General features: G+C 40.3%; 17 protein-coding genes. 14 read left to right on the forward strand and 3 right to left on the reverse strand.

Annotated elements, in window-relative coordinates:
* The first annotated feature begins 133 nt into the window (after positions 1-133).
* The 6 genes from MKY93_RS03180 (at position 134) to MKY93_RS03205 (ending at position 10,028) form a co-directional block, all read left to right on the forward strand.
* A complete protein-coding gene (locus MKY93_RS03180) occupies positions 134-1,300 on the forward strand; it encodes a CAP and S-layer homology domain-containing protein (protein ID WP_340758209.1) in 1,167 nt (388 codons plus the stop codon).
* Between the two features lie 85 nt (positions 1,301-1,385).
* A complete protein-coding gene (locus MKY93_RS03185) occupies positions 1,386-2,567 on the forward strand; it encodes a S41 family peptidase (protein ID WP_340758210.1) in 1,182 nt (393 codons plus the stop codon).
* Between the two features lie 279 nt (positions 2,568-2,846).
* A complete protein-coding gene (locus tag MKY93_RS03190) occupies positions 2,847-4,139 on the forward strand; it encodes a nucleotide sugar dehydrogenase (RefSeq protein ID WP_340758211.1) in 1,293 nt (430 codons plus the stop codon).
* Positions 4,136-4,846 carry a WecB/TagA/CpsF family glycosyltransferase gene (locus MKY93_RS03195; protein WP_340758212.1) on the forward strand — a complete coding sequence of 237 codons (711 nt, stop codon included), beginning with the start codon at positions 4,136-4,138 and terminating at the stop codon, positions 4,844-4,846. Before MKY93_RS03190 ends, MKY93_RS03195 begins: the two co-directional genes overlap by 4 nt.
* A 487-nt stretch (positions 4,847-5,333) precedes the next feature.
* Complete coding sequence (locus MKY93_RS03200; RefSeq protein WP_340758213.1) at positions 5,334-8,726, forward strand: S-layer homology domain-containing protein; 3,393 nt, start codon at positions 5,334-5,336, stop codon at positions 8,724-8,726.
* A gap of 1,125 nt (positions 8,727-9,851) precedes the next feature.
* Positions 9,852-10,028 carry a hypothetical protein gene (locus MKY93_RS03205; protein WP_340758214.1) on the forward strand — a complete coding sequence of 59 codons (177 nt, stop codon included), beginning with the start codon at positions 9,852-9,854 and terminating at the stop codon, positions 10,026-10,028.
* 94 nt (positions 10,029-10,122) lie between these two features.
* On the opposite strand, the gene MKY93_RS03210 is transcribed toward MKY93_RS03205, so the two are convergent.
* A complete protein-coding gene (locus MKY93_RS03210) occupies positions 10,123-11,394 on the reverse strand; it encodes a replication-relaxation family protein (RefSeq protein ID WP_340758215.1) in 1,272 nt (423 codons plus the stop codon).
* A 429-nt stretch (positions 11,395-11,823) separates the two neighbouring features.
* Between MKY93_RS03210 and MKY93_RS03215 the strand changes: the two genes are divergently transcribed.
* Positions 11,824-11,946, forward strand: coding sequence for a hypothetical protein (locus MKY93_RS03215; RefSeq protein ID WP_340758216.1), 123 nt, complete (start codon positions 11,824-11,826; stop codon positions 11,944-11,946).
* Here the strand turns inward: MKY93_RS03215 and MKY93_RS03220 are convergent.
* The gene (locus MKY93_RS03220) at positions 11,941-12,912 is read right to left on the reverse strand and encodes a S24 family peptidase (RefSeq protein ID WP_340758217.1); all 972 of its coding nucleotides are present in this window, start codon (positions 12,910-12,912) and stop codon (positions 11,941-11,943) included. The genes MKY93_RS03215 and MKY93_RS03220 overlap by 6 nt on opposite strands.
* A gap of 125 nt (positions 12,913-13,037) precedes the next feature.
* Between MKY93_RS03220 and MKY93_RS03225 the strand changes: the two genes are divergently transcribed.
* The 7 genes from MKY93_RS03225 (at position 13,038) to MKY93_RS03255 (ending at position 19,059) form a co-directional block, all read left to right on the forward strand.
* Positions 13,038-13,229, forward strand: coding sequence for a hypothetical protein (locus MKY93_RS03225; protein ID WP_340758218.1), 192 nt, complete (start codon positions 13,038-13,040; stop codon positions 13,227-13,229).
* The gene (locus MKY93_RS03230; protein ID WP_340758219.1) at positions 13,226-14,074 is read left to right on the forward strand and encodes a bifunctional DNA primase/polymerase; all 849 of its coding nucleotides are present in this window, start codon (positions 13,226-13,228) and stop codon (positions 14,072-14,074) included. The genes MKY93_RS03225 and MKY93_RS03230 overlap by 4 nt, the downstream gene beginning before the upstream one ends.
* On the forward strand, positions 14,067-15,578 hold the full coding sequence (locus MKY93_RS03235; RefSeq protein ID WP_340758220.1) for a hypothetical protein: 1,512 nt from the start codon (positions 14,067-14,069) through the stop codon (positions 15,576-15,578). Before MKY93_RS03230 ends, MKY93_RS03235 begins: the two co-directional genes overlap by 8 nt.
* A 57-nt stretch (positions 15,579-15,635) precedes the next feature.
* Positions 15,636-16,517 (forward strand): tyrosine-type recombinase/integrase, encoded by an 882-nt coding sequence (locus MKY93_RS03240; RefSeq protein ID WP_340758221.1) that lies wholly within the window; start codon positions 15,636-15,638, stop codon positions 16,515-16,517.
* Between the two features lie 4 nt (positions 16,518-16,521).
* Complete coding sequence (locus MKY93_RS03245; RefSeq protein WP_340758222.1) at positions 16,522-17,163, forward strand: hypothetical protein; 642 nt, start codon at positions 16,522-16,524, stop codon at positions 17,161-17,163.
* Positions 17,164-17,285: 122 nt separating this feature from the next.
* Positions 17,286-18,176 (forward strand): tyrosine-type recombinase/integrase, encoded by an 891-nt coding sequence (locus tag MKY93_RS03250; RefSeq protein ID WP_340758223.1) that lies wholly within the window; start codon positions 17,286-17,288, stop codon positions 18,174-18,176.
* Positions 18,177-18,198: 22 nt separating this feature from the next.
* Positions 18,199-19,059 (forward strand): hypothetical protein, encoded by an 861-nt coding sequence (locus MKY93_RS03255; protein ID WP_340758224.1) that lies wholly within the window; start codon positions 18,199-18,201, stop codon positions 19,057-19,059.
* Between the two features lie 261 nt (positions 19,060-19,320).
* Here MKY93_RS03255 and MKY93_RS03260 read toward each other — a convergent pair whose 3' ends face one another.
* Complete coding sequence (locus MKY93_RS03260) at positions 19,321-20,787, reverse strand: ATP-binding protein (protein WP_340758225.1); 1,467 nt, start codon at positions 20,785-20,787, stop codon at positions 19,321-19,323.
* Between the last annotated feature and the right edge of the window lie 15 nt (positions 20,788-20,802).

The raw sequence follows: 20,802 nt of genomic DNA on the forward strand, positions 1-20,802 counted from the left end.
TCATAAGCCTCTTCTGCGCGCTCATAATACTCCCAACCAACTTACAAAACGCAAGAACAATATAAATCGCACCAAATTCCCTACCAAACCCACCCCACAATCCAGTATACTCATACAAAAGGAGGTCAAATCTATGAAACTAACAAACACACAATTGCACCACAACAAAAAACTATTCATCGGCACCACTGCCATTACTATAGCTACCACAGCCCTCGCCGCAACCTGTGCGCCGACCGCCAAAGCTGCAACATTCAAAGACGTCCCGGCAGACCATTACGCTAATGAAGCCATCACTTACATGGCTGCCAATCAAATCATCAACGGCTATCCGGACAACACATACCGTCTCAACCAGCCTGTCACGCGCGCGCAGGCCGCAAAAATGATCGCACTCGCCATCAAAGCGAAGCCGAGCAACGCCTACAAACTGAATTTTATCGATGTCCAACCGACACACGGATCGTACGACCACATTCGTGCACTTACCGAAAGAGGTCTATTCGCCAATCAATCAAAATTCAATCCGAATGCACCGCTGACACGTGGTCAAATGGCAAAACTGCTCGTTCTCGGTTACAACATCATCACCGACGACAACGACTTCATCCGTTTTGCCGACGTCACGAAGTCTAATGGCTCGTATACCTACATCATCACGATCGCAGAACTCAATATCACAACAACGCGTCCCGGCGCCGAATTCAAGCCGAATGAACCCGTCACTCGAGCACAGATGGCTGCATTTCTATACCGCACGATCGAATTCGACAACAAACGCACTAAAGGTCTGATCACCTATGATAAACAAAAGAAAATGTACATCGATAAACAACAGCAGCCGGACAAACCAGCACCGCCAAAACCGGAACAACCAAAACCCGAGCCGCCTAAACCAGAACCACCCGTCAATCAACCATCATTAGCGGCCCAAACAATCATCAATGTTAACGCCGAACGTAAAGCCGCCAAAGTCCCAAGCCTTCAGGCAGACCCGGCACTCAATAAAATTGCCGCTGCCAAAGCTGAAGACATGGCAAAACACGGTGAACTTACACATACCTCTCCAACCTATGGCACAGTGCCCGAAATGCTGGAGAAATTCAACTATAAATGGAAAGCCTACGGAGAAAATATAGCAGCTGGCTACATTAGCGCCAAAGGAGTAACCGATGCCTGGCTTGCATCGCCCGGACATAAAGAAAACCTCCTTAGCCCAACATTTACTCACATGGGAGCCGGAACAGCCACCGACAAACAGGGTAAAATCTACTGGGTCAACCTATACTCGAAAAAATAAATCAATCTACTCTGCTTAATCGCAGTCATGTAGGGTATAGTGAGTAGATACATAAGAAACCCGACCAATAAAAGGAGGAACCGCAATGAAACAAACAGTCATCGCCGCAGCCACCATTATTGCATGGCTATGCCTAGCGCCTGTGTCTCAAGCTGCCACACTGGACGAAGTCAAAGAGATCGTTGAACTTTACTACTACGGCGAGAAACCAAACAACATACAGAAAGCCAAAAACGTCAATGAAATTATTAATCAACTCGACGAATACTCCGTCTATCTGACACCAGCGGAATACAAAGACTATCTGAATCAATACGCAAGCGCAGGTACAACGACACAAGTAGCGGCAACCTCTGCACCTGTGACGAATAAAACCAATGTCCAATCACATATGATGTACGGAAATGTCGGGTATTTGAAAATTAAGACTTTTTCATCGCACCTACTAGAAGACGTTAATACCCACTGGACACGTCTTAAAAACCAAGGCGCTGAAAAACTGATTCTAGACTTACGCTTTAACGGTGGCGGCTACGTCGAAAGCGCTGAACAACTTCTCGGCTTTTTCCCGAAAGCGAAAGAAGCCTATAAACTAAAAACACGCATGGGTACAGAATCCGCAAAAGCGATCCCTGCGAAAAATCAATTTCCGGCTAACACCTATGTACTTGTCAACCGCTACTCAGCTTCCGCATCTGAAATCGTCGCAGTAAGCGTCAAAGACCAAGAAGCAGCAGTAGTAGTAGGGGAGAACACGAAAGGCAAAGGCAGCGTACAGTCCCTATTCGAACTAGCGAACGGCGGCGCACTGAAACTGACGACCGGGCACTACACTGGACCAAAAGGAACACCTGTCCAGCATAAAGGCGTCCAACCAACGATCAACATGGCACCAGGCACAGAACTGACCGGCTTGCACAAACGTCTAATTACAAGTGATCTGGCGAGTAAAAACTATAAACACGCCAAAGGGCCGACCGACGTACCGCAACAAAAAACTTTCAACGTAGAGTTCACCCAACCGATGAACTTCGGACCGGCAAAAACATACGACAAAATGGAACTTATCAAATTCGGAAGCGTCTCTATACCTACAACGAAAAAACAAACTAACAACAAAACTATGACCATACAACCCGCCAAACCAATGCAACTTGGCGCAGAATACATGCTCATCGTTCATCCAGGAACAAAAAGCACGAGTGGACGAACTGTAAAACAAGGAACGTATACAACATTCAAAGTACAAACCACCCAAAAGAAATAAAATTGGTCGGTAAGTCAATAACTTGGTATACTGTGTAGATGCTACTATATAAACAATGCGCTTTTTATATTTTAAAAATATTACACATTTTATAGGATCGGAGCGGAGGGCGGCGACTCCTGTGGGATTAGCGTGACAGGTGAGACCCTGGACTGAGCGAAGCGAAGGAAGCGGCTCACCGCACGCCCCACGGAAAGCGTCCGCCCGCAGTGCAGATCCGGAGACCAAGCGGCCTCTAACATCCATACACTCAACAGGAAAGCGAAGGTAGAAAATATTATGCAAAAGAAACTATGCGTGGTAGGCCTCGGCTACATCGGCTTGCCAACCGCTGTCATGTTCGCGAACAGCGGCCTCCAAGTACACGGCGTCGACAAAAACGAACACGCGGTTAAACTGATCAACAACAAACAACTACATATAGAAGAAAATGGCCTGCAACAACGTCTGGAACAAGCAGTCGACGAAGGACACTTCACAGCTTCGACTACACCAGTAGAAGCAGACGTCTACATCATCGCCGTCCCGTCACCAATCAATCCGGACAACACGGCCAACTTGGAATTCATCCGTCAGGCGACAGCATCCATCGTGCCATACGTCAAAAAAGGTGCACTTGTGATTTTAGAATCCACTGTCCCGCCAAAAACAGTCGAAAATGTCATGCTGCCAGAACTGCGCAAGACAGGTCTGATCTTGGGCGAAGAACTATTCGTATCTCATTCACCAGAACGCGTTATCCCAGGCAAGATCTTCGAAGAACTTGTCAACAACGACCGCATCGTAGGCGGCATCAATCCGAAATCAGCAGAATTGACGAAAGAACTATATCAAGCTTTCGTACAAGGGACGATTCATCTTACGGACGCTACAACAGCAGAACTCGTCAAAGTAATGGAAAACACGTATCGTGACGTTAATATCGCATTTGCTAATGAACTTGCGAAAATCGCGGAAGGCATCGACGTGGACATTTGGGAAGCAATCAAGTTCGCGAACTTCCATCCACGCGTAAATATCCATACACCAGGACCAGGCGTAGGCGGTCACTGTATCGCAGTTGATCCATGGTTCCTAGTTGAACTGGCACCGGACAAAGCGGATATCATTAAAAAAGCACGTCTGACAAATGACGGTATGCCGTTGTATACGGCACATAGAGCGCAGAAACTACTCTCGCAATTCGGTATCGAAAACGGCAAAGTGGCGGTTCTCGGACTGGCTTTCAAAGGCAACGTCGACGACATGCGCGAAAGCCCGGCGACAAAAGTCATCGAAGCACTGCAAGGACTGGGCATGGAAGTCAATTCCTTCGATCCACACATCAAGGAACTGCAACACCCGACGCAAACTGAAACAATAGAAGAGGCAATCCAAGACGCCGATCTTCTTCTATTAACTACCGATCATGATGAATTCAAACAGCTCGACCCGGCGAATCTGAAAACGAAACAACCGAGACCGATTATGCTCGACACAAAAAATGCCCTTAATCCTGATAGATGGGAGCAAGCAGAATATCGCTTCTTTAAACTAGGAGACGGCAAAAAAGAGGGACAGCTTTACTCATGAAAGAAGAAATACTAGGCGTTAACGTCAACACCGAAAACTATGATGAACTGATTCCGAAGGTTTTCGCGAATATAGATGAAGGAAAAAAATCACTCGTCGTTGCGATCAACCCTGAAAAGCTCATGAAAGCGAAAGAAGACGCCGAACTGAAAGCATTGCTCAACCGGGCTGAATTCCAAATTCCGGATGGCATCGGTGTCATTCTCGCTTCCAAGCTGAAAAAAGGTCAGATACGCTCACGCGTCACCGGCATCGACATGATGGACCGCATCGTACAAGAAGCAGCCAAAAGAGGAAAGCGAATCTTCCTCTACGGCGCTAAACCCGGAGTAGCCGACGCTGCCGCTAAGAGATTACAAGAACTTCATCCTGACATTCAAATCGCAGGCATCCAGCACGGCTATGAAAAAGACACGCAAGTAGTGCTCGACACGATAAACAAAGCCCAACCCGACATCCTATTCGTCGCCATGGGCTCACCAAAACAAGAACAATGGATTGAACAACACCGAAACCAGCTACACCCAATTCTCTACCAGGGGGTAGGCGGCTCATTCGATGTCCTAGCTGGGAACATTAAACGCGCTCCTGTTGCATTCCAAAAAGCAGGAGCGGAATGGTTGTATCGTTTACTGCTTGAACCAAGCCGAATCAAACGGCAAATGAATCTACCAAAGTTTTTGGTTGAGGTATATAGGAAAAAGTGAGTCGTAGATGAATGATTGCGATTTGAAATGACGGAAAGAAATTTTATTTCAATATTAAAACACAAACTATCAAACACATCTTGTAATCTAGTAAACTTAATGATAGAATACGGAAGTGTAAGGATAATTTTCTCTTAGCATATAGCACAATGCCACGCGAAGCGTAACGGTTGGTTGACCGCAAACAAAAAGGCTTGAACAGTTCCCATCTGTTCAAGCCTTTTTGTATGTCGTTTTCCAAGTGTAGCCAAATGACCCTATTTTAAAAAAGTCTTGGCAAATACTTGCATCTTCTAGAAATTTCGGTAGAATAGAAGTTGCGGCGAAAAAGAATTGTCGATGTTTGTTAGTAATCTATCAAACTTTCTAAATTTCAATTGACATCTCGACCGTTCTTATCTATACTTTACTGTGTAATGCCTACTACTTTCATACATAGGTAGTAAACCGGCAAAAACAGAGATACCTAAGAGGAGGAAATTATTCAATGGCTAACCAACCAACGAAATATCGCAAGTTTGTAGTAGGGGCTGCTTCAGCTGCTCTAGTAGCATCAGCAGTAGCACCAGTTGCATTCGCGGCAGATTTTTCTGACACAAAAGGCAACACGCACGAAGAAGCAATCAACGCACTATCTGAAGCGGGTGTAATCAAAGGGTACGAAGACGGTACATTCAAACCGAACAAAACTTTGACTCGTTCTGACGTAGTTAAATTGATGGGTAAATGGCTTGTATCAGAAGGCTATAAAGTGCCAACTGACGCTCAATCAAAACCACGTTTCGCAGACCTAAAGTCTACTTCAAACAAAGAATTGCTTGAAATGGCTGCAGTAGTTTACGATAACGGTGTGTTCGTAGGAACTCCAGATGGCAAACTAGATCCAACTGGCGACATCACTCGTGAAAACATGGCAATCGTTCTTGTTCGCGCATTCGACCGCGTACATGACATCGATCTTGCTTCATATGTTGCAGACCAAGATTTCAAAAAAGACGTTACTGACCTAGGTAAAGCGAAAGCTGAAGCACGTCCAGCAATCGACGTATTGGACTTCTTCGACATCACAAACCCAGCTGCACCTGAGTTCAACCCTAAAGCTACAACTACTCGTGGTCACTTTGCTACATTCCTACACAAAACTATCAACGCAGACTTCTCTGATGTTGAAGGTGGAGTAGTAACAGGAGTTGCTTCAGTTAAGGCGGTTAACAATACAACTGTTGAAGTTGCATTCAAAGAAGAAGTTAAAAACGTTGACTCTCTTAAATTCACTATCGACGGTTTGACTGTATCTAACGCTGCAGTAAAACAAACTGATAAAAAAGTTGTCGTACTAACTACTGCTGTTCAAAAAGGCGGCGAGAAGTACACTGTAACACTTGATAACAAAGCAATCGGTTCTTTCACAGGTGTTTCTAGTGTTGTACCTACAAAAATCACTGTAACTAACGATGCTGTTCAAGGTATTGTCGGTAAACAAGTAATTCTTACAGCTGATATTGGTGTGAAAGAAGCAGGCGTTCCTGTAACATTTAACGTAGCAGCTGGTTCGAAACTAAACTCCGATCACGTTGAAGAAGTAACTACTAATGCTGACGGAATTGCAACATACTCTTATACTCAATACGTTGCTGGTTATAGTGATGATGTAGCTGTTTATCCTACAGGTGCTCCTGCTACTCGCGCTGTTGCAAAAGTATTCTGGGGTGTAGATACAATTCTATCCATCACTTCAGATGATGAAAAAAGTAATGTTTTAAACAATGGTGAAAGCAAAATTTATAAAGTAACTTATAAAGATGCTAAAACTGGAAAACCTGTCGAAGGCCGTAAGCTAAATGTTACATTTAAAGAAAATGTGGATGTTACTGTTGATAAGTTGACTAAAGCGACTGTAAATGGCGTAACACCTTACCAATTGTCTAATGGGTCTAATCCGGTGCCAGTTCAAGTAACTACGAATTCTAAAGGGGAAGCGACATTTACTGTAACTGGTACAAATACAAAAGCAACTCCAGTTGTTTTCGTTGATGAAAATGTTGGCAGCACAGGCAAAGGTAATGATAAATTAGATGGTGCTGAACTACAAGTATCTACAAATGAAGTAACATTTGCTGCACAACAAGCTTCCTATGATATTGAAGTAATTCGTGATGGTAACGAAGAAGCGGCAGTAAACACTAACAATGACGGTCGTAAATATAAAGTTGTTGTAAAAACAAAAGATGGAAAAGTTGCGGCTAATGAAACTGTAAATGTTGCTTTCAATGAAGATATTGATCGTAATATCAACACAATTACATCTGCAAAATTCATCAAACTAGCTGATACAGATTTATTAGGTACTAGAACATCAACTCCAGGTTATGATGATAAACAAATCACACTGAAATTGAATTCAAAAGGTGAAGGTGAATTTGTCATTGCTAGTACAATGAATACTGATTACGCTACACCAGTTGTCTGGTTAGATATCAATACTAATAACAATACTGGTAAACTTGATGAAGGAGAGCCTTCTAAAGTAGCAGATAAAACATATTTCGTTGCATCCAAACTAACTTCAGGCACTTTGAAAGCTATTAACGTAGCTACGGGCAAAGAAGTGAAAGAAGATAAATCACTTTCAGGTAGTGAAACAGCTAGATTTGAATTTAAAGCTACAAACCAAAATGGAACAGCAGTACCTTTAAGTTCACTTAAGGCAGTTAAAGCATCATATACTGTATTTAATACTGGTGACAATGATGTAGAAGTTAAATATTATGTATCAAATGCTTCAGGCGGGTTTGATGAGAAAACAATAACAGTTCAAGCGAATCGTAGTGAAACTGTTCAATCTGAGTCAGCAGATAATACTAATAATATTAAGGTTACTCCAAAAACACCTGATACAACAACTAATGTACGTGTAGAAGCAACAGCAACAGCAACTACTGATACTAATGCTACAGTTTACTTAGGAAATAAAACATCTAAGGTTTCGTTTGTATCAAGCAGAGATGTTGGTGAGAGCTTTGTTGGTACTGTAGAATCTATAAATACTGACAAAGAGGAAATTAAATTTACAGGTAAGAAAGCAATTAGCTATAAAGGTGCTAAATTCGTACAAAACGGTGCGAATATTCCTCAATCTCAATTTGAGAAAATCGCATTAAATAATGGAGCGCAATTTAGTTATAACAAAGATAAAGATGGCAATGTAACCTTTACAGTATTTGAAGTTGGTACAGCTGATACAGTTGCTCCAACAGCAACAGCTAAATACAATACACTTGTAAATCCTGTTACTCCTAAAAAAGCGACTGCTAAAATTACTGTTGGTACAGATGAACTTGTATTTACAGCAACAGAAGCTGGTGAAGATTACAATGATATTAAAATCGACCTAGTAAATAACGATCCATCATCTACTGAAACAACTGCTTCTGTAGCTATTAGCGGCGGAGTTACAACTATTACGGTTGAATTAGAAGATGATGGTACTGACGTGACTGCCACATTTGCAGATGTAATTGCTGCAGTTAATTCTGTAACTAATATTACTAAGTTATCAGCAGCTGCAGAGGATACAACTGTTGTAGCAGCTATTGATTCGGCTACTACTGCTGGTGGTGCTACAGAGGTTGCTGCAGCTCCAGCAACTTTAGTGTTAACATTTGATGAGCCAATTGCAAATCCATCTGCTGTAGCTATTCAATTAGCAGCTGGAAAAACACTAGGTACTGCACCTGAATATACATGGAGTGCAGATAAGAAAGTATTAACAATTAAATTGGGTGCAGGGGCAACAGTTGCTCAGGCTGATGTAATATCTTCTACAGGCGCTAAAGACGCTGCAGGTAATACACAAACTGGTAATATCACAATCCAATAAGTTTTTCTAGTTAAGTTCGAGTTCGAGGTACCTGTGCGCCACATAATTCAGACACTATTCTGACGATTCGACAATCTAGTATTTGATAGAAGAATGATCCTGTGGAGAGAAATCTCTGCAGGATCTTTTTCGGTTCTGGGAATGCTCCTTCTCGGAACTTCATAACGCAAACAAGCCCTCGATCCGTAATTGGATGGAGGGCTTGTTGTGTTGCCAGGTTGCCATATACCAAACGGCAACCTGGCAGTCCGAGTCATATGCAGTTCAATCAAACGTGCTTCTGAGCCAAGAAGCAAAAAGCGGTTTACTACGTTGCTGATCGCCAATGATCGATCCACTCTATTATAACGAACGTACGATCTTGTGTCTAGTTATGTAAGGGCATTAATCTTTGCCAAACCATTTCTGCCATAGTTCTTGAAATACCGGATTGAGATAGATCATGATTATGTAGCTGAATGCCAAAATCAAGACGCTCATCTGTCGAATTGGCTCGCCGACAATCAGGTTCACAATCATTACATACGTAAGAGCAACGGGAAAACAAATGCCCAAGATGTAAAAGTAGAGTAACAGCTTTTGCGGATTCATGGCAGAGCTCCTTTCTGGAACAGCGAGCTTGATTACAGTTAAGTTAACATAATATCTGGCAAAGGGGAAGATGAGAAGGTGATAATTTGGTATGTTTACAACCTGGCGCCTTAGCAAGAACAAGCCCTCGGGCAGCGTGGATCCGTGGCCGGGAAAGTTACTGGAAATGAGGCGATGGGGAGGGGTATTGTCTGGGTTTGCTGCCATATGAGGTGAAGCCGGTGAAAAGGTTGAGGTGACGGCGTTTGTTGCAGTGTCAGTAGAAAAGAAATGCTGGTTACTGAGTAATGCAGTAAGTAACCGGTATTTCCATGGCAGTTACTATACCTGATTTTTTAAAAGGGAAACTAAAAGGTGATGACCAGGAGCTTTCATGCACAGCGAATATAACTAGCACGCAGCCTATTTATTTTATTTGATAAATCGACCGTCACGATCGTCACTGGCGTCACCTATCTATTTAGTTGACAGGCTGGCAGTGAATCGACTAGAGTTTTGAAAAAGAAGAAGAGAAATAGAGAGGAATGATGAATTGTGCAGTTTCAGTTAAAAAAGAAAGCGGAAGATCGACCAAAAGTTATCGCTCTTCATTTTTGCTATCAGTGTCATCAGCGGATTCTGGATCATCAGCTGATCTTCCCTGTCGGTCGCCATATCTATTGCGATCCTTGTTTTACGGAAATGTGCATCGAGACGTTTGGAGAAGAGTAATGGTTTATTTCACATGAAGAAATGACCGTCACTGCCGTCACCAGCGTCACGTAAAAAAGCGGAGATAGCTCCCCGCTTTTTGATCTTCACATATTCAATATGTCACCGGCATATTAATGACCGGATTAAAACTTTTCATTTCCAGGTGCTTGGAAAGTAAGCGTAGCTTATCATCTACTTTCGGATCCATTTTATACGTCGCAAAAGAATCGAAGATTACCGGCTTTGCATGTGCGGCATATAAGATATTTCGGCTTCCTGCATACCGCATGCCCTCCGAATCTGTAGCCGGGCATTTCAGTTTGTAGGTCATAAGCTGTCGATCATGGAATTCAGCATAACTGCGGTAGGCAGCACTTTCGAATTCTTGTGAAATCTGGCTGTACTCGATGCGGTATTGACGATTTGGCGATGTGATGCATAGCGCCAGTCTGTCTGGTGAGTCCTTATGACTGATGGTGTACACTTTTTCGCCTTCTTGGACTTGTTTCATCAGATCCTGCTTCATCCGCATGGCAAGCATAGGGCGGTCCTGTTCAAATTTCAACGTATCGACTGCCTGGTCCATTGTCGTGAGAATCAAGTTCAGCTGATGGCTGTAAGGATGCAGCACTTTGTAGAACGCTGCCAGGATGTTATGCCAGCGTCTTCGAATGCCCTGTTCCCTCCTGCGTGACTCCACGACGAACAGAATGCCGTGCAGCTGTTTGCGGTCGGGTTGATTGGCATGAGTGTCTAAATATTGTCGATACGTCAGGAATTTCTGCACCAGCTGCTCATGCGATTCGGTAGCGCGGTCAATTTCTATGGTGAACAACTGATCATCAATTAGAACCTCTGCATCCGGCCGAAACTGCTGACTGCCTTTTGGCGTGTGATATTTTACGGCAGCATACAGGTTATGCCGATGACGAAGCACTTCTCCCAGTTCATCGCTTCCAGTATGCAGCTCAGTGAAGAAGTCCATCAGCAACAAGTGATGGGCTGCCTGCTTGGTGGGGGGCATGTACAAATCGTACGATAAGTCAGCTAGGTCATAGTCGCCGTCTTCAGCCGGCATCCAGCCCTCGCCTTGCTGCCCTTCCCGCATATTCAGCAATTCTTTTGTGCAATCATAGCCATTAGGGGTCAGGTAATAGAGCGAACCTTTGGAAACGTTCTGCTGCAGGCGCAAGGACTTTACCAGCCCCTGCTTTTTCAGTTTAGCCAGATCGTTATAGATCGATTTCTCCTGGGAGAGAGTCAAATCATGAGTAGCGAAGAACATCCTGGCCAGCTGGGGCGCAGTCATTCCTCTGTAAGAAATGAGCAGCTTCAATAACCGCTCTGTTTTATTAGAAAGTTGATAACCGATAACGTATGCCATGTGCGGCACCTCCTGTGTAATAGTTGAATAGAATGGTTTGCTTGAAAATGAGAAAACAAAAAGAGCCAGGCGCAGAAACGCATAGCTCGTTGGACTCTATCAGTATTCATATTTACACATACGGGTAGCGGGGTAGTCTTTATCCTCCAACAAGAGGCCCGGTTACCGGATTAAGTGTTCAGGTGGCCACTCACATAAATGTGATTAATTAATATAGTGACAAGTATAGCAGAATTTATTAATTACTCAAGGAGAAAAAATCTTAGAGTTACTACTTGTAAATGGAGTAGTAGTTTGATATTATCTAATTAATACAAAGTAAGTAAAGAAAATTTAATATAACAAAGGGCATACCCCTCAATTTAAGTACGCATTTATGCAATGCGTTTCTTAATTGAGGGGTTTTTCTGTTGTTTTTAGGAGGATATTATGCGTGAGCAAAACAAAGATTTATTGAAAACTTCAAAGGGTGATATTTTCACTCTTCTGCTTAGTATTCAAAACGGTAAGAATATTATTTTAAAACTTCCAAAAGGTTTGAATAAGTTATAAATCAAGTGGTAACTTTTTTGTTTTGATAACTTCTATTCCTTTACCAATGATGCTAATTTTATTCTTTTCATGGAAAGATGGAGCAATAGCTGGATTGCCGGCTAAGAGTATACAAAGTTCTTGATGAAGTAAAACTTTTCTAACCATAGCTGGATTGTTTTCAATTGCAATTATTCCAATGTCCGTGGGGGCCAGTTCACAAGCACTTTGAACCAACAATAAATCATTAAGTTCAATTCCTTCTTGAATCATGCTGTTATCTACAACTTTTAAAATAAAATATTTTTTGTCGTTGTTGACAGGAATTAACTTGTATTCGATTATATCACTATCTTTATATATTTGATCAGCATAAATAGCCTTCAATACAGGAACTTTTTTTATAATGCTTTGCTCATCTAAAGTATCGGATTTACTATGATTAAGTTTTTCGTTATAAATATTTCTTAATTCAATATGCACATCATCATTATCAGAATTAATTAGGACGTTTTCAAAGGAGTTAATACACACTTGATATAGCTTCCATTTTTCCAAAACTGAAGCATTTTTTTCTAATTGCAATAGAAATTCCTCAGCATTATAAGGGTTGTAATTTCTCTCAGTTAGTTTTTGTATAGAGTCCTGATGTAAAAGAAGATAGGGGGATACTTGCTCAAATATACTTTTTAAAGTTTTCGTGAGAATATAATCCAACTCAATGGTATCGGATATAACAGATTGAACAGTAGGAGTTGCTTTTATAAAGTCAGCTGCTAGTAAGAATTCTTGCTCATTAATATTAAGGATTTCGGCTAATGCTCTATTCAACTTTTCAGCAGCTGGAGCAATCTTAGCATTTTGCAATGAACTTAGGTGATTTTTTGTAGTGGAAAACCCCATGTTAGATAGTTTTAATGCTATCGCATCTAATGTAAGTCCACTTTCTTTAATGGCGCTTTTTAGCATTTCATGATACGGCTTCAAAGTGATGCTCCTTTGCTAGTTATTATAATTGGTTGCAATATAAATCAGTAAATATTACAATGTAGTTGTTGTTACATTAGTTATAATAACCTACGTAACTTAATTATTTTAAGGAGGTGAGAGAAATGAGAAATTCAGATATTAAATTAACTATGAAAAAACAAAAGATTTATTTTTGGATGTTAGCTGATCAATTAGGTTGCCATGAAAACAGCGTTTATAAAATGTTTCGCTATGAATTAACAGATGAACAGAAACGAAATGTTCTTCAAGCAATTGATCGTATTCAATTACAAAGAAAGGAATCATGCCAATGAGCCTCACTAAGAGATCTGCAAAACAACTATTGAAGTACGGTCTCGTTTCAATGCCTTTGAACGGCAAAAAGCCTCTTTTGAAAAAATGGCCACAATATTTTATTGAAAGACCACTTTCTAAACAAAATATTGAAAATGGTTTATTAACTGAAACAGGCAAATTAATTACCTATGATGATAGTAAAAATCTAGGTATCTTAACTGGCGCTATTTCAAATTGCATAGTAATAGACATCGATGACATGGGTGTTATGAAAAAAATTAATCAGTTAGGCGGATTACCTGAAACTTGGACATCTAAAACTCGACGTGGTTTTCATCTTTACTTTAACTATGATAAGAATATTCATTCAACAAGCCTGTGGAGCCAAATCGATGTATTGTCTGATGGCAAACAAGCTGTTGCTCCTCCTTCTTGGAACGTAGAAGGAAGGAGATATGAGTGGGTCATATCTCCAAAAATGGTTACAAAAGCTGACTTGCCATATTGGTTTATCAAATTGCTGTCTAACACAAACAATGGACAAGAGCCTTCCCCTACAGTATATACAAATACTAATGAATTTAAAAGAAGCGCTTATGAATCAGCCTTACAATCAGTCAATTGGTTAGGAGTGTTCTCTAAACACACCTCCAATATTCGGGGGAACGGACGATGGAAATCGTCAAAATGTCCATTTCACAATGATAAAAACAACTCTTTTTCATTCTGTGCTACAGATGGAGGTTGGATTTGCCATGCTGGTTGCGGTAAAGGAAACGGGCTACATTTTCTGGAGAGAATATATGGTATTTCAAAAAGGAAAGCATGGCTTTTGATAAATGGAAAAGATGTCTATGTCTAACGAAGAAGAGAAGGAAAGAATACAAATTGGTGAAGTGAAAAAGCTTGAGGAGCTTTCCCCTAAAGATCAAATTAAGCTGAAGGTAGAACAGAAGGAAATATCATTGGGACAAGCTGTAATCGAGCTATGTTATCTGGCAGAAGAATTATTTGTTACTCCGACTTGCGAAGTATATGCGACTATCTCTATAAGAGATATTATGGAAAATATTCGCTTGGAGGAAGAGTTATTTAAAAAGTGGTTAAGAAAGGAATATTTAATGTTATTTAAAAAACCCTTAAATGATCAGGCGTTAAAGACGGCAATTAATGGTGTAGTTGCAAGCGTGGAGCTTGAATCTGAGAATATAAAAGAAGTGTACATTAGAAATGCTGAAAAAGATGGAAAATTTTATATTGATTTAGCTAACAATGCTAGAGAAATTATTGAAGTAAGTCAGAATGGATGGAAAATAGTTAGTCAAGGAGAAGTGCCTGTTAAATTTTACCGCCCATTCAGTATGAAAGAGATGAAAAAGCCGGTAAGAAATGGCAACGTTAATGAATTAAAGAGATTCGTCAATGTCGAGGAGGATGAATGGGTACTGCTAGTTTCCTATATTTTAGCTATCTATTACGGAAAAGGTCCTTTCCCAATAGCGGTATTCCAAGGACTTGCAGGATCTGGAAAAACAAATCACATGAGATTATTAAAAAAATTAACAGATCCTCATGTATTGGAAATAGCGTCATTACCCAAGGATGAAGAATCGATGATCATCAGAGCCCAGCAGACATTGCTGTTAACATACGATAATATCAGCATGATCAGCGCTGAATGTTCGGACAGCTTATGTAAAATTGCAACAGGTGCGGGACTATCTACACGTGAACTTTTTACAAACGGTAAAGAATTCAGCTTATCTGCAACCAGACCAATCATGCTAAATGGAATTTCCTCTTTAGTCGAGAGAGCAGATTTAGCTAGCAGATCAATCATATTTAGTTTACCAAATTTGAGTTCTAAAAGAAAGTCAGAACGGGAACTTTGGAGAGAATTTGAGGAAGCAATTCCCAGAATCTTTGGCGGGTTTTTAGACGTTCTGTGTAAAACATTGAACGATTTACCCCACACAACATTAGTATCCCTTCCGAGAATGGCAGATTTTTCACTTCTGAGTTCAGCTGCTGAAAAGCATTTTGGCTTTAGTGAAGGATCCTTTCTAAAAGCATTTGAGAGTAATCATAAAAAAATAGCTACCGACGCCCTTGAAGAAAATTTAATAGGCTTGGCAATTAAAAATTGCTTAATGGAAAAAGGAACTATAGAAGGAACAGCAACTGAATTACTGAACATATTAAAAACATATGTGCCTGTAGAAGATCTGAAAAGTGGTGGTTGGATCAGCAGCAATCGATTAAAAAGTGCAATGGAGCGGTTGAAGCCTACCTTAGAGCAGAATGGTATTTATTATGAATATATACGACGAAATGATGTAAGACTTCACAAGATGTATAAGCTTTAAAATTTATTAATCATGCAAGCTTTAATCTTGCCGATTAAGCAAAGGGGATAGGAAAATATGGAAAATACAAATTTCACTGATGTCCAGTCAGCATTTATTAAAAATATTACCGTTAAAGGATTTAGCTCAGAAACCATTAGGAGTTATAAAAGAGACCTAGACCTATTCAACAAATACCTAACCCGAGCGTTAAATCGCTCGGTTTACCTTGAAGAAGTCAGTGTGGATGATTTAGAGAACTACCTTCAGTTTCTCGCAGAAGAAAAAGGATTGAAGGCGAGCAGTAGGAATCGATATTTTGCTAGTGTGTCATCAATGTTCCATTATGCCTTGAAAAAAGAGTTGATTGAAAAAAATCCATGCGACTTTATTGAGAGCGCTAAAGTGGTGGAAAGCCCTAAGGTAACGCTAGATGAAGATGAAATAAAACAACTCTTACAAGCCATCGATAAGCCGATTTTAAGATTTGCTGTTCTTTTCTTGTCTAAGACAGGGCTGCGGGTTAGCGAAATGAAAAATCTTACGCTTTCTGCAGTTGATTTAAAATCAAATAAAATTCATTTATTTAACACTAAAGGTGGCAAGTATCGTCAAATACCGATTGCCACAACTTTAAGACCCCATATATTAACGTATTTAAAGAATGTTAGAAAATCAGAATCTGAATTTTTTTTTGCTACAGAAAAGACAGGTCGTTTATCTTCTCAATACCTTAATTTTGAGTTAAAGAAAGCATGCAGAAAATTGGGGTGGGATAGGAACATAACCAATCACAGCATTCGTAGAAGCTTCGCTACAAATTTATTGAACAGGGGCGCAAACATTTCGACGATCCAGCGCTTATTAGGCCATGCCAGCTTAAAGACGACTAGTATCTATTTAAATATAGTAACAGCTGATTTGGAAGCAGCAGTTGATCTGCTTGATAAGGAGGAATAGACAAATGGTGGCTAAGTTAGAGTTTGAAGAGCGTGCTGCAGAAGTTATAACGGAAATTAGTAATGGAACAACCAAAGATGAGTTATCGGAAAGATATGAATATAGCGATTATAGGTCTTTAGACACCTTCATGAGAAGGAGGGGATATAGCTGGGATAAGGCTATTGGAAATTACGTCAAAAGAGAAGTAATAACAGAGGTAATAGAAAAGGTAGAAGTTCATAGCGGCAAAGTAAAACAAATCATCGACTTATTTGAAAGCGGCATGGATGCTAAAGAAGTCGCAAAACAGCTGTATTTCCCAAGCCATGGTGCCCTAGCAGATTATATGACAAGTAAAGGATATGTTTGGTCAGGAAGTAACTATGAAAGAGAAACTGGTATTCAGCAAAATGGTGAGCTTGTCAAAGAGATGACAGGCAGCTATTTAGCGAACGGAGGAATCGTTGAGAAAATTCCTCGCTATCTAGTGCCCGGCATACTAGCTCCGAAGAATCTGAACATTAGCCATCTTTTGAATCAAATGTTGATCGACTTCTCAAGGCAATATAACATCAGGCAGCGCGAAATATTTGAAGCTGCATTAATTGAATTCTTGCAGAAGTATGGATACGCCCATGAAATTAAAGCGTTATTCTTAAAATAAGCTTGGATATATGGTTCGTAGAATAGCCCTTCTCGGAACAATTCCAATTTATTAACGGTGATTTTGTTCCGAGAACGGTGAAATTATGAAACTTTGGAGTTCCGAGAACGGGGAGGGTCTAAATGGATATCATCAACTCGTTTGAACTGTATTTACGAGACCAGGCAAAAGATCAGCAAACTATAAAGGCGTATAAGCAAATAGCAATTAATTATTACGATTGGGTCGGTGGAGAAGAAAAGATCTTGAAAGCAAAACCCGTTGATATTAAAGAATATACTGCGTATTTACGTCATGAGAAATTATTGAGCGCGGTGACCGTCAACAAGTATCTGGCTGCAATTAAATCACTGTACAGTTATATAGAAGAAAATGGGCAGCTATTACTTAACCCGACAACTCGTATTAAAAGTATTATAGTCTCTAATAACTTTGGTGACTCAAATAAATGGCTATCTCCGAAAGAGCAAGATAGATTTATAGCTTATGCAGATCTCGAGCGAAATGAATGGCTGCGTATCCGTAATTTAGCAGTCATTGATCTCATGCTATATGCTGGCCTTCGCGTACAGGAAGTATCTGATTTACTTGTAGCCGATATAGCTCCCGAAGATAACCACATAAATATCACAGTGCGAGACGGCAAAAGAGGGAAGTATGCAGTCGTTAAGTTGGTTCATAAATATTCTCGGAACCTGAAAAAGTGGTTGAACTTACGCAAACAAGCAGACAAACCAGTCCATGTACAGTCAGCCAACCTTTTTGTTTCAGAACGATCAGAGCAACTTCATGTCCGCAGTATCCATAAGTTTATTAAAAAATATGGTGATCTAGCGGGAATGTCCTTTGTATCTCCGCATTGCTTCAGACACAGTTTCTGTAAAAATCTAGCACGAGAGGGCACTCCAATAGAAATTGTACGGCGATTAGCGCGACATGAAAAGATTGAAACAACAGCTATTTATATTGAGCCATCAGGTGAAGAGTTAATAGGCGCCTTGAATAAAATGTGATTTTTGAAAGGAGAAATTAATAATGAATGTAAAAATGAAAAAAGTGCTTTTAAAAGATCGGCAAACTGTTGTGGATGTATATGATCTTTTGAAGAATGACGAGTTAAATGATAGTCTCGTATGTACAGACTGCAAAATAAGTGTTACTTTTGTTAATCCGTCCAAGAAAAGTCCGCATTTCAGAGCTCATAAAAACCATAGAGATAACTGCAGTTATAATGGATGGGGAATAGCAGAGAATATTGCAAATGAATCAGAAGGCATTGTATACCAATTGAGTAAAGAGGAATTCATAGTGGATATCGATAAGGTGCAACTCCTCGTCAAAGAATATAAAGAAGGAAAGACTAGATCGAAAAACGCTGAAAAAGAGATTCGTCAAATATACTTTAGAACAATATCCAGTATATTGAGGTTGAAAAAAGTTATCGAGTCGGAATTTGAGGGTGGTAAAATATTTAGTAATGCAATTAAGATTAAAGTCGGCAATAAAGTGATCGCTTGGAATGACTTCTATTATGAAGAAGATGCCAAACGTTTAAATAAATGCTTTGGCAGAGATGCAAAACATGTTGGCGATACTGTTTGCTTAGAAGGAGAGTACCTGGTCAATGAGATTAGAGGTGAAATATGCTTAACTCTTAAGGATCCTTGGGTGGAAGCAAAAAAGGATGGATATAAATATATTCCAAGTGTTAGGTTTACATTTCAAGATCCAGCATTGGCAGCGAATATTAAAGAGTTAATTGGAGATAAGAAAAAGAGGGCCACCATTTTATTAGATATTGAATGCTACTTGTCTCCGCTTCAAAAATCGTTGTACTATTACCAAAATATAACTGGAAATATATACAACAGTAAGCAAATTCATTTTCATAACTAAAACAAACGGCTGTTGATACATTGTATCGGCAGCCGTTTATTTGAATTTGCTAAGCCGACTTAATAAAATGTTAAGCTTATTATAGAAAATGTTAAGCTGGGCATGTTAAATGCGAAGCTTGCATGCATATTTTCATAAAATGTGGGAAAAATTATGCCGGATTGGCGAAAATTAATACTTAGCGCAAGTGAAAAAGTGTTAAGCTGGATTAGCAAAATGTTAAGCTAATCGATTAAAATGTCAAGCTCACGCCGTTGTTTTCTATTCCGAAACAATTTGAAGCGAATAATACTGGTTTGGATCTGTTGGAGAAGTACTGTTTAATGTAAAGATATCCTTATCGGTCAATGCCTTCAAAATATCTTTGCAAAATGTACGGCTTCTACCGGTTAATTGCTGTAGTTGAGCTGTGTTAATACTTCCTCTGCTATAGACGAATTCAATTGCTTTCTTTTCAAACTCATTTAGCTCATCCCATTCTGTAGAAATCAGCATGCTAATCCGTTCTTCTCGTCTAATTCTTCTCATAACAATATTGTTTTTTAGCGTTAGAATTACGGCATTTTGTGTTTCTGTATACTCTGGTGCGTCTAAAAAGAAATCTTCCATTTCTTTGTACATCCTTTTAACGCCTTCACCAAGTTCCCTGACCCACCTTAAATCTGTTAAAGCTCTCGCAATTCGAGAGTTTCTTGAATATCGCACTTCTTTTATATTTTCACGGTTGACGATATGGGGGAAGCGGCCAGGACTGCTGATTTCCAGCCGATCATCAAACATTTTAATTTTAATATCATCACCATGAATGTTATACGCTCGGTGTGTGACTGCATTAACAACACCCTCGAGCCATGCGAATTCAGGATACTCAGGAACTGTGGAAAACTTGCCGCTTAATGGATTTAGGCTGGTAAAGTCCCTCAACTGAGAGGAGATAAATCGCTTCGATTGTTCTAGCATTGCAGGGAGAGGGCCTTCAATTGTTGTTTGCTTAACTATGTTCATCGATGTACCTACCTCTTCGCTGCTGCCCTCGTAGCGTATGAAGCGAATTCTGGAGTTTGGAAAGAAGCGGCCAGGATGAGTTGCGAACAGTAATGCAGCGGCAGCTGTAACTTCCATGGAGCCGTCTTCAGCGGGGTGAATGAATCCGCGTGCATATAAAGGTTGTGTTATATCTTCTCCCTCATATTCCACAGCTTTGGCATATTGGTGTAAGAGATCCTTGTCTAAATCTTGCAACTTACAGTTCTGAACAATTTGATCTTCAAACGACCGCTCACCCTTGTCGTATTCTAAATTTAAACGTTGCTCATGATTCAATCGGACACTTTCATCGCCTATGCGAAGATAAACGTCATCAGCAGAGGTTTTATGTACCGTATTTGGAGATGCTTCTACTTGTATGAGTAGGATTTGATCATGCTCTCCTTTATAATTGGTGACAGGTAGGTAACGATGTCGCGCTTTCACGCTCGGGAAACAATTGTTGATTTTGCACTGAATATAATCATTTATCTTAATGTTTCCTTGGGCAGTAATCCCTTCTATTTTACCGTTGCCGGCACCTACAGCAATTACTCCGCCATCTGCATTCGCCATAGCGGTTAGGGGAATGTTTAATTTAGCAGCTTTAATCTCAGCCGATTTACGTTCAAAGTACTGGCTCTCTGGAAGGTTTAGTACATCGTCAATGGTCATTGTGTCAATGTCAGGTGTTTTAAACAAGCCTGATCCCTCCCT

It is taken from the genome of Sporosarcina sp. FSL W7-1283 (genome assembly GCF_038003105.1).
Taxonomy (GTDB): domain Bacteria; phylum Bacillota; class Bacilli; order Bacillales_A; family Planococcaceae; genus Sporosarcina; species Sporosarcina newyorkensis.

Bases quoted from the DNA above. Each gene is read 5' to 3' on its own strand.
- MKY93_RS03255 (WP_340758224.1), top strand. From the start codon at position 18,199: ATGAATGTAAAAATGAAAAAAGTGCTTTTAAAAGATCGGCAAACTGTT.
- MKY93_RS03200 (WP_340758213.1), top strand. From the start codon at position 5,334: ATGGCTAACCAACCAACGAAATATCGCAAGTTTGTAGTAGGGGCTGCT.
- MKY93_RS03215 (WP_340758216.1), top strand. From the start codon at position 11,824: ATGCGTGAGCAAAACAAAGATTTATTGAAAACTTCAAAGGGTGATATT.
- MKY93_RS03195 (WP_340758212.1), top strand. From the start codon at position 4,136: ATGAAAGAAGAAATACTAGGCGTTAACGTCAACACCGAAAACTATGAT.
- MKY93_RS03185 (WP_340758210.1), top strand. From the start codon at position 1,386: ATGAAACAAACAGTCATCGCCGCAGCCACCATTATTGCATGGCTATGC.
- MKY93_RS03240 (WP_340758221.1), top strand. From the start codon at position 15,636: ATGGAAAATACAAATTTCACTGATGTCCAGTCAGCATTTATTAAAAAT.
- MKY93_RS03180 (WP_340758209.1), top strand. From the start codon at position 134: ATGAAACTAACAAACACACAATTGCACCACAACAAAAAACTATTCATC.
- MKY93_RS03190 (WP_340758211.1), top strand. From the start codon at position 2,847: ATGCAAAAGAAACTATGCGTGGTAGGCCTCGGCTACATCGGCTTGCCA.
- MKY93_RS03245 (WP_340758222.1), top strand. From the start codon at position 16,522: ATGGTGGCTAAGTTAGAGTTTGAAGAGCGTGCTGCAGAAGTTATAACG.
- MKY93_RS03235 (WP_340758220.1), top strand. From the start codon at position 14,067: ATGTCTAACGAAGAAGAGAAGGAAAGAATACAAATTGGTGAAGTGAAA.
- MKY93_RS03250 (WP_340758223.1), top strand. From the start codon at position 17,286: ATGGATATCATCAACTCGTTTGAACTGTATTTACGAGACCAGGCAAAA.
- MKY93_RS03230 (WP_340758219.1), top strand. From the start codon at position 13,226: ATGAGCCTCACTAAGAGATCTGCAAAACAACTATTGAAGTACGGTCTC.
- MKY93_RS03210 (WP_340758215.1), bottom strand. From the start codon at position 11,394: ATGGCATACGTTATCGGTTATCAACTTTCTAATAAAACAGAGCGGTTA.
- MKY93_RS03225 (WP_340758218.1), top strand. From the start codon at position 13,038: ATGAGAAATTCAGATATTAAATTAACTATGAAAAAACAAAAGATTTAT.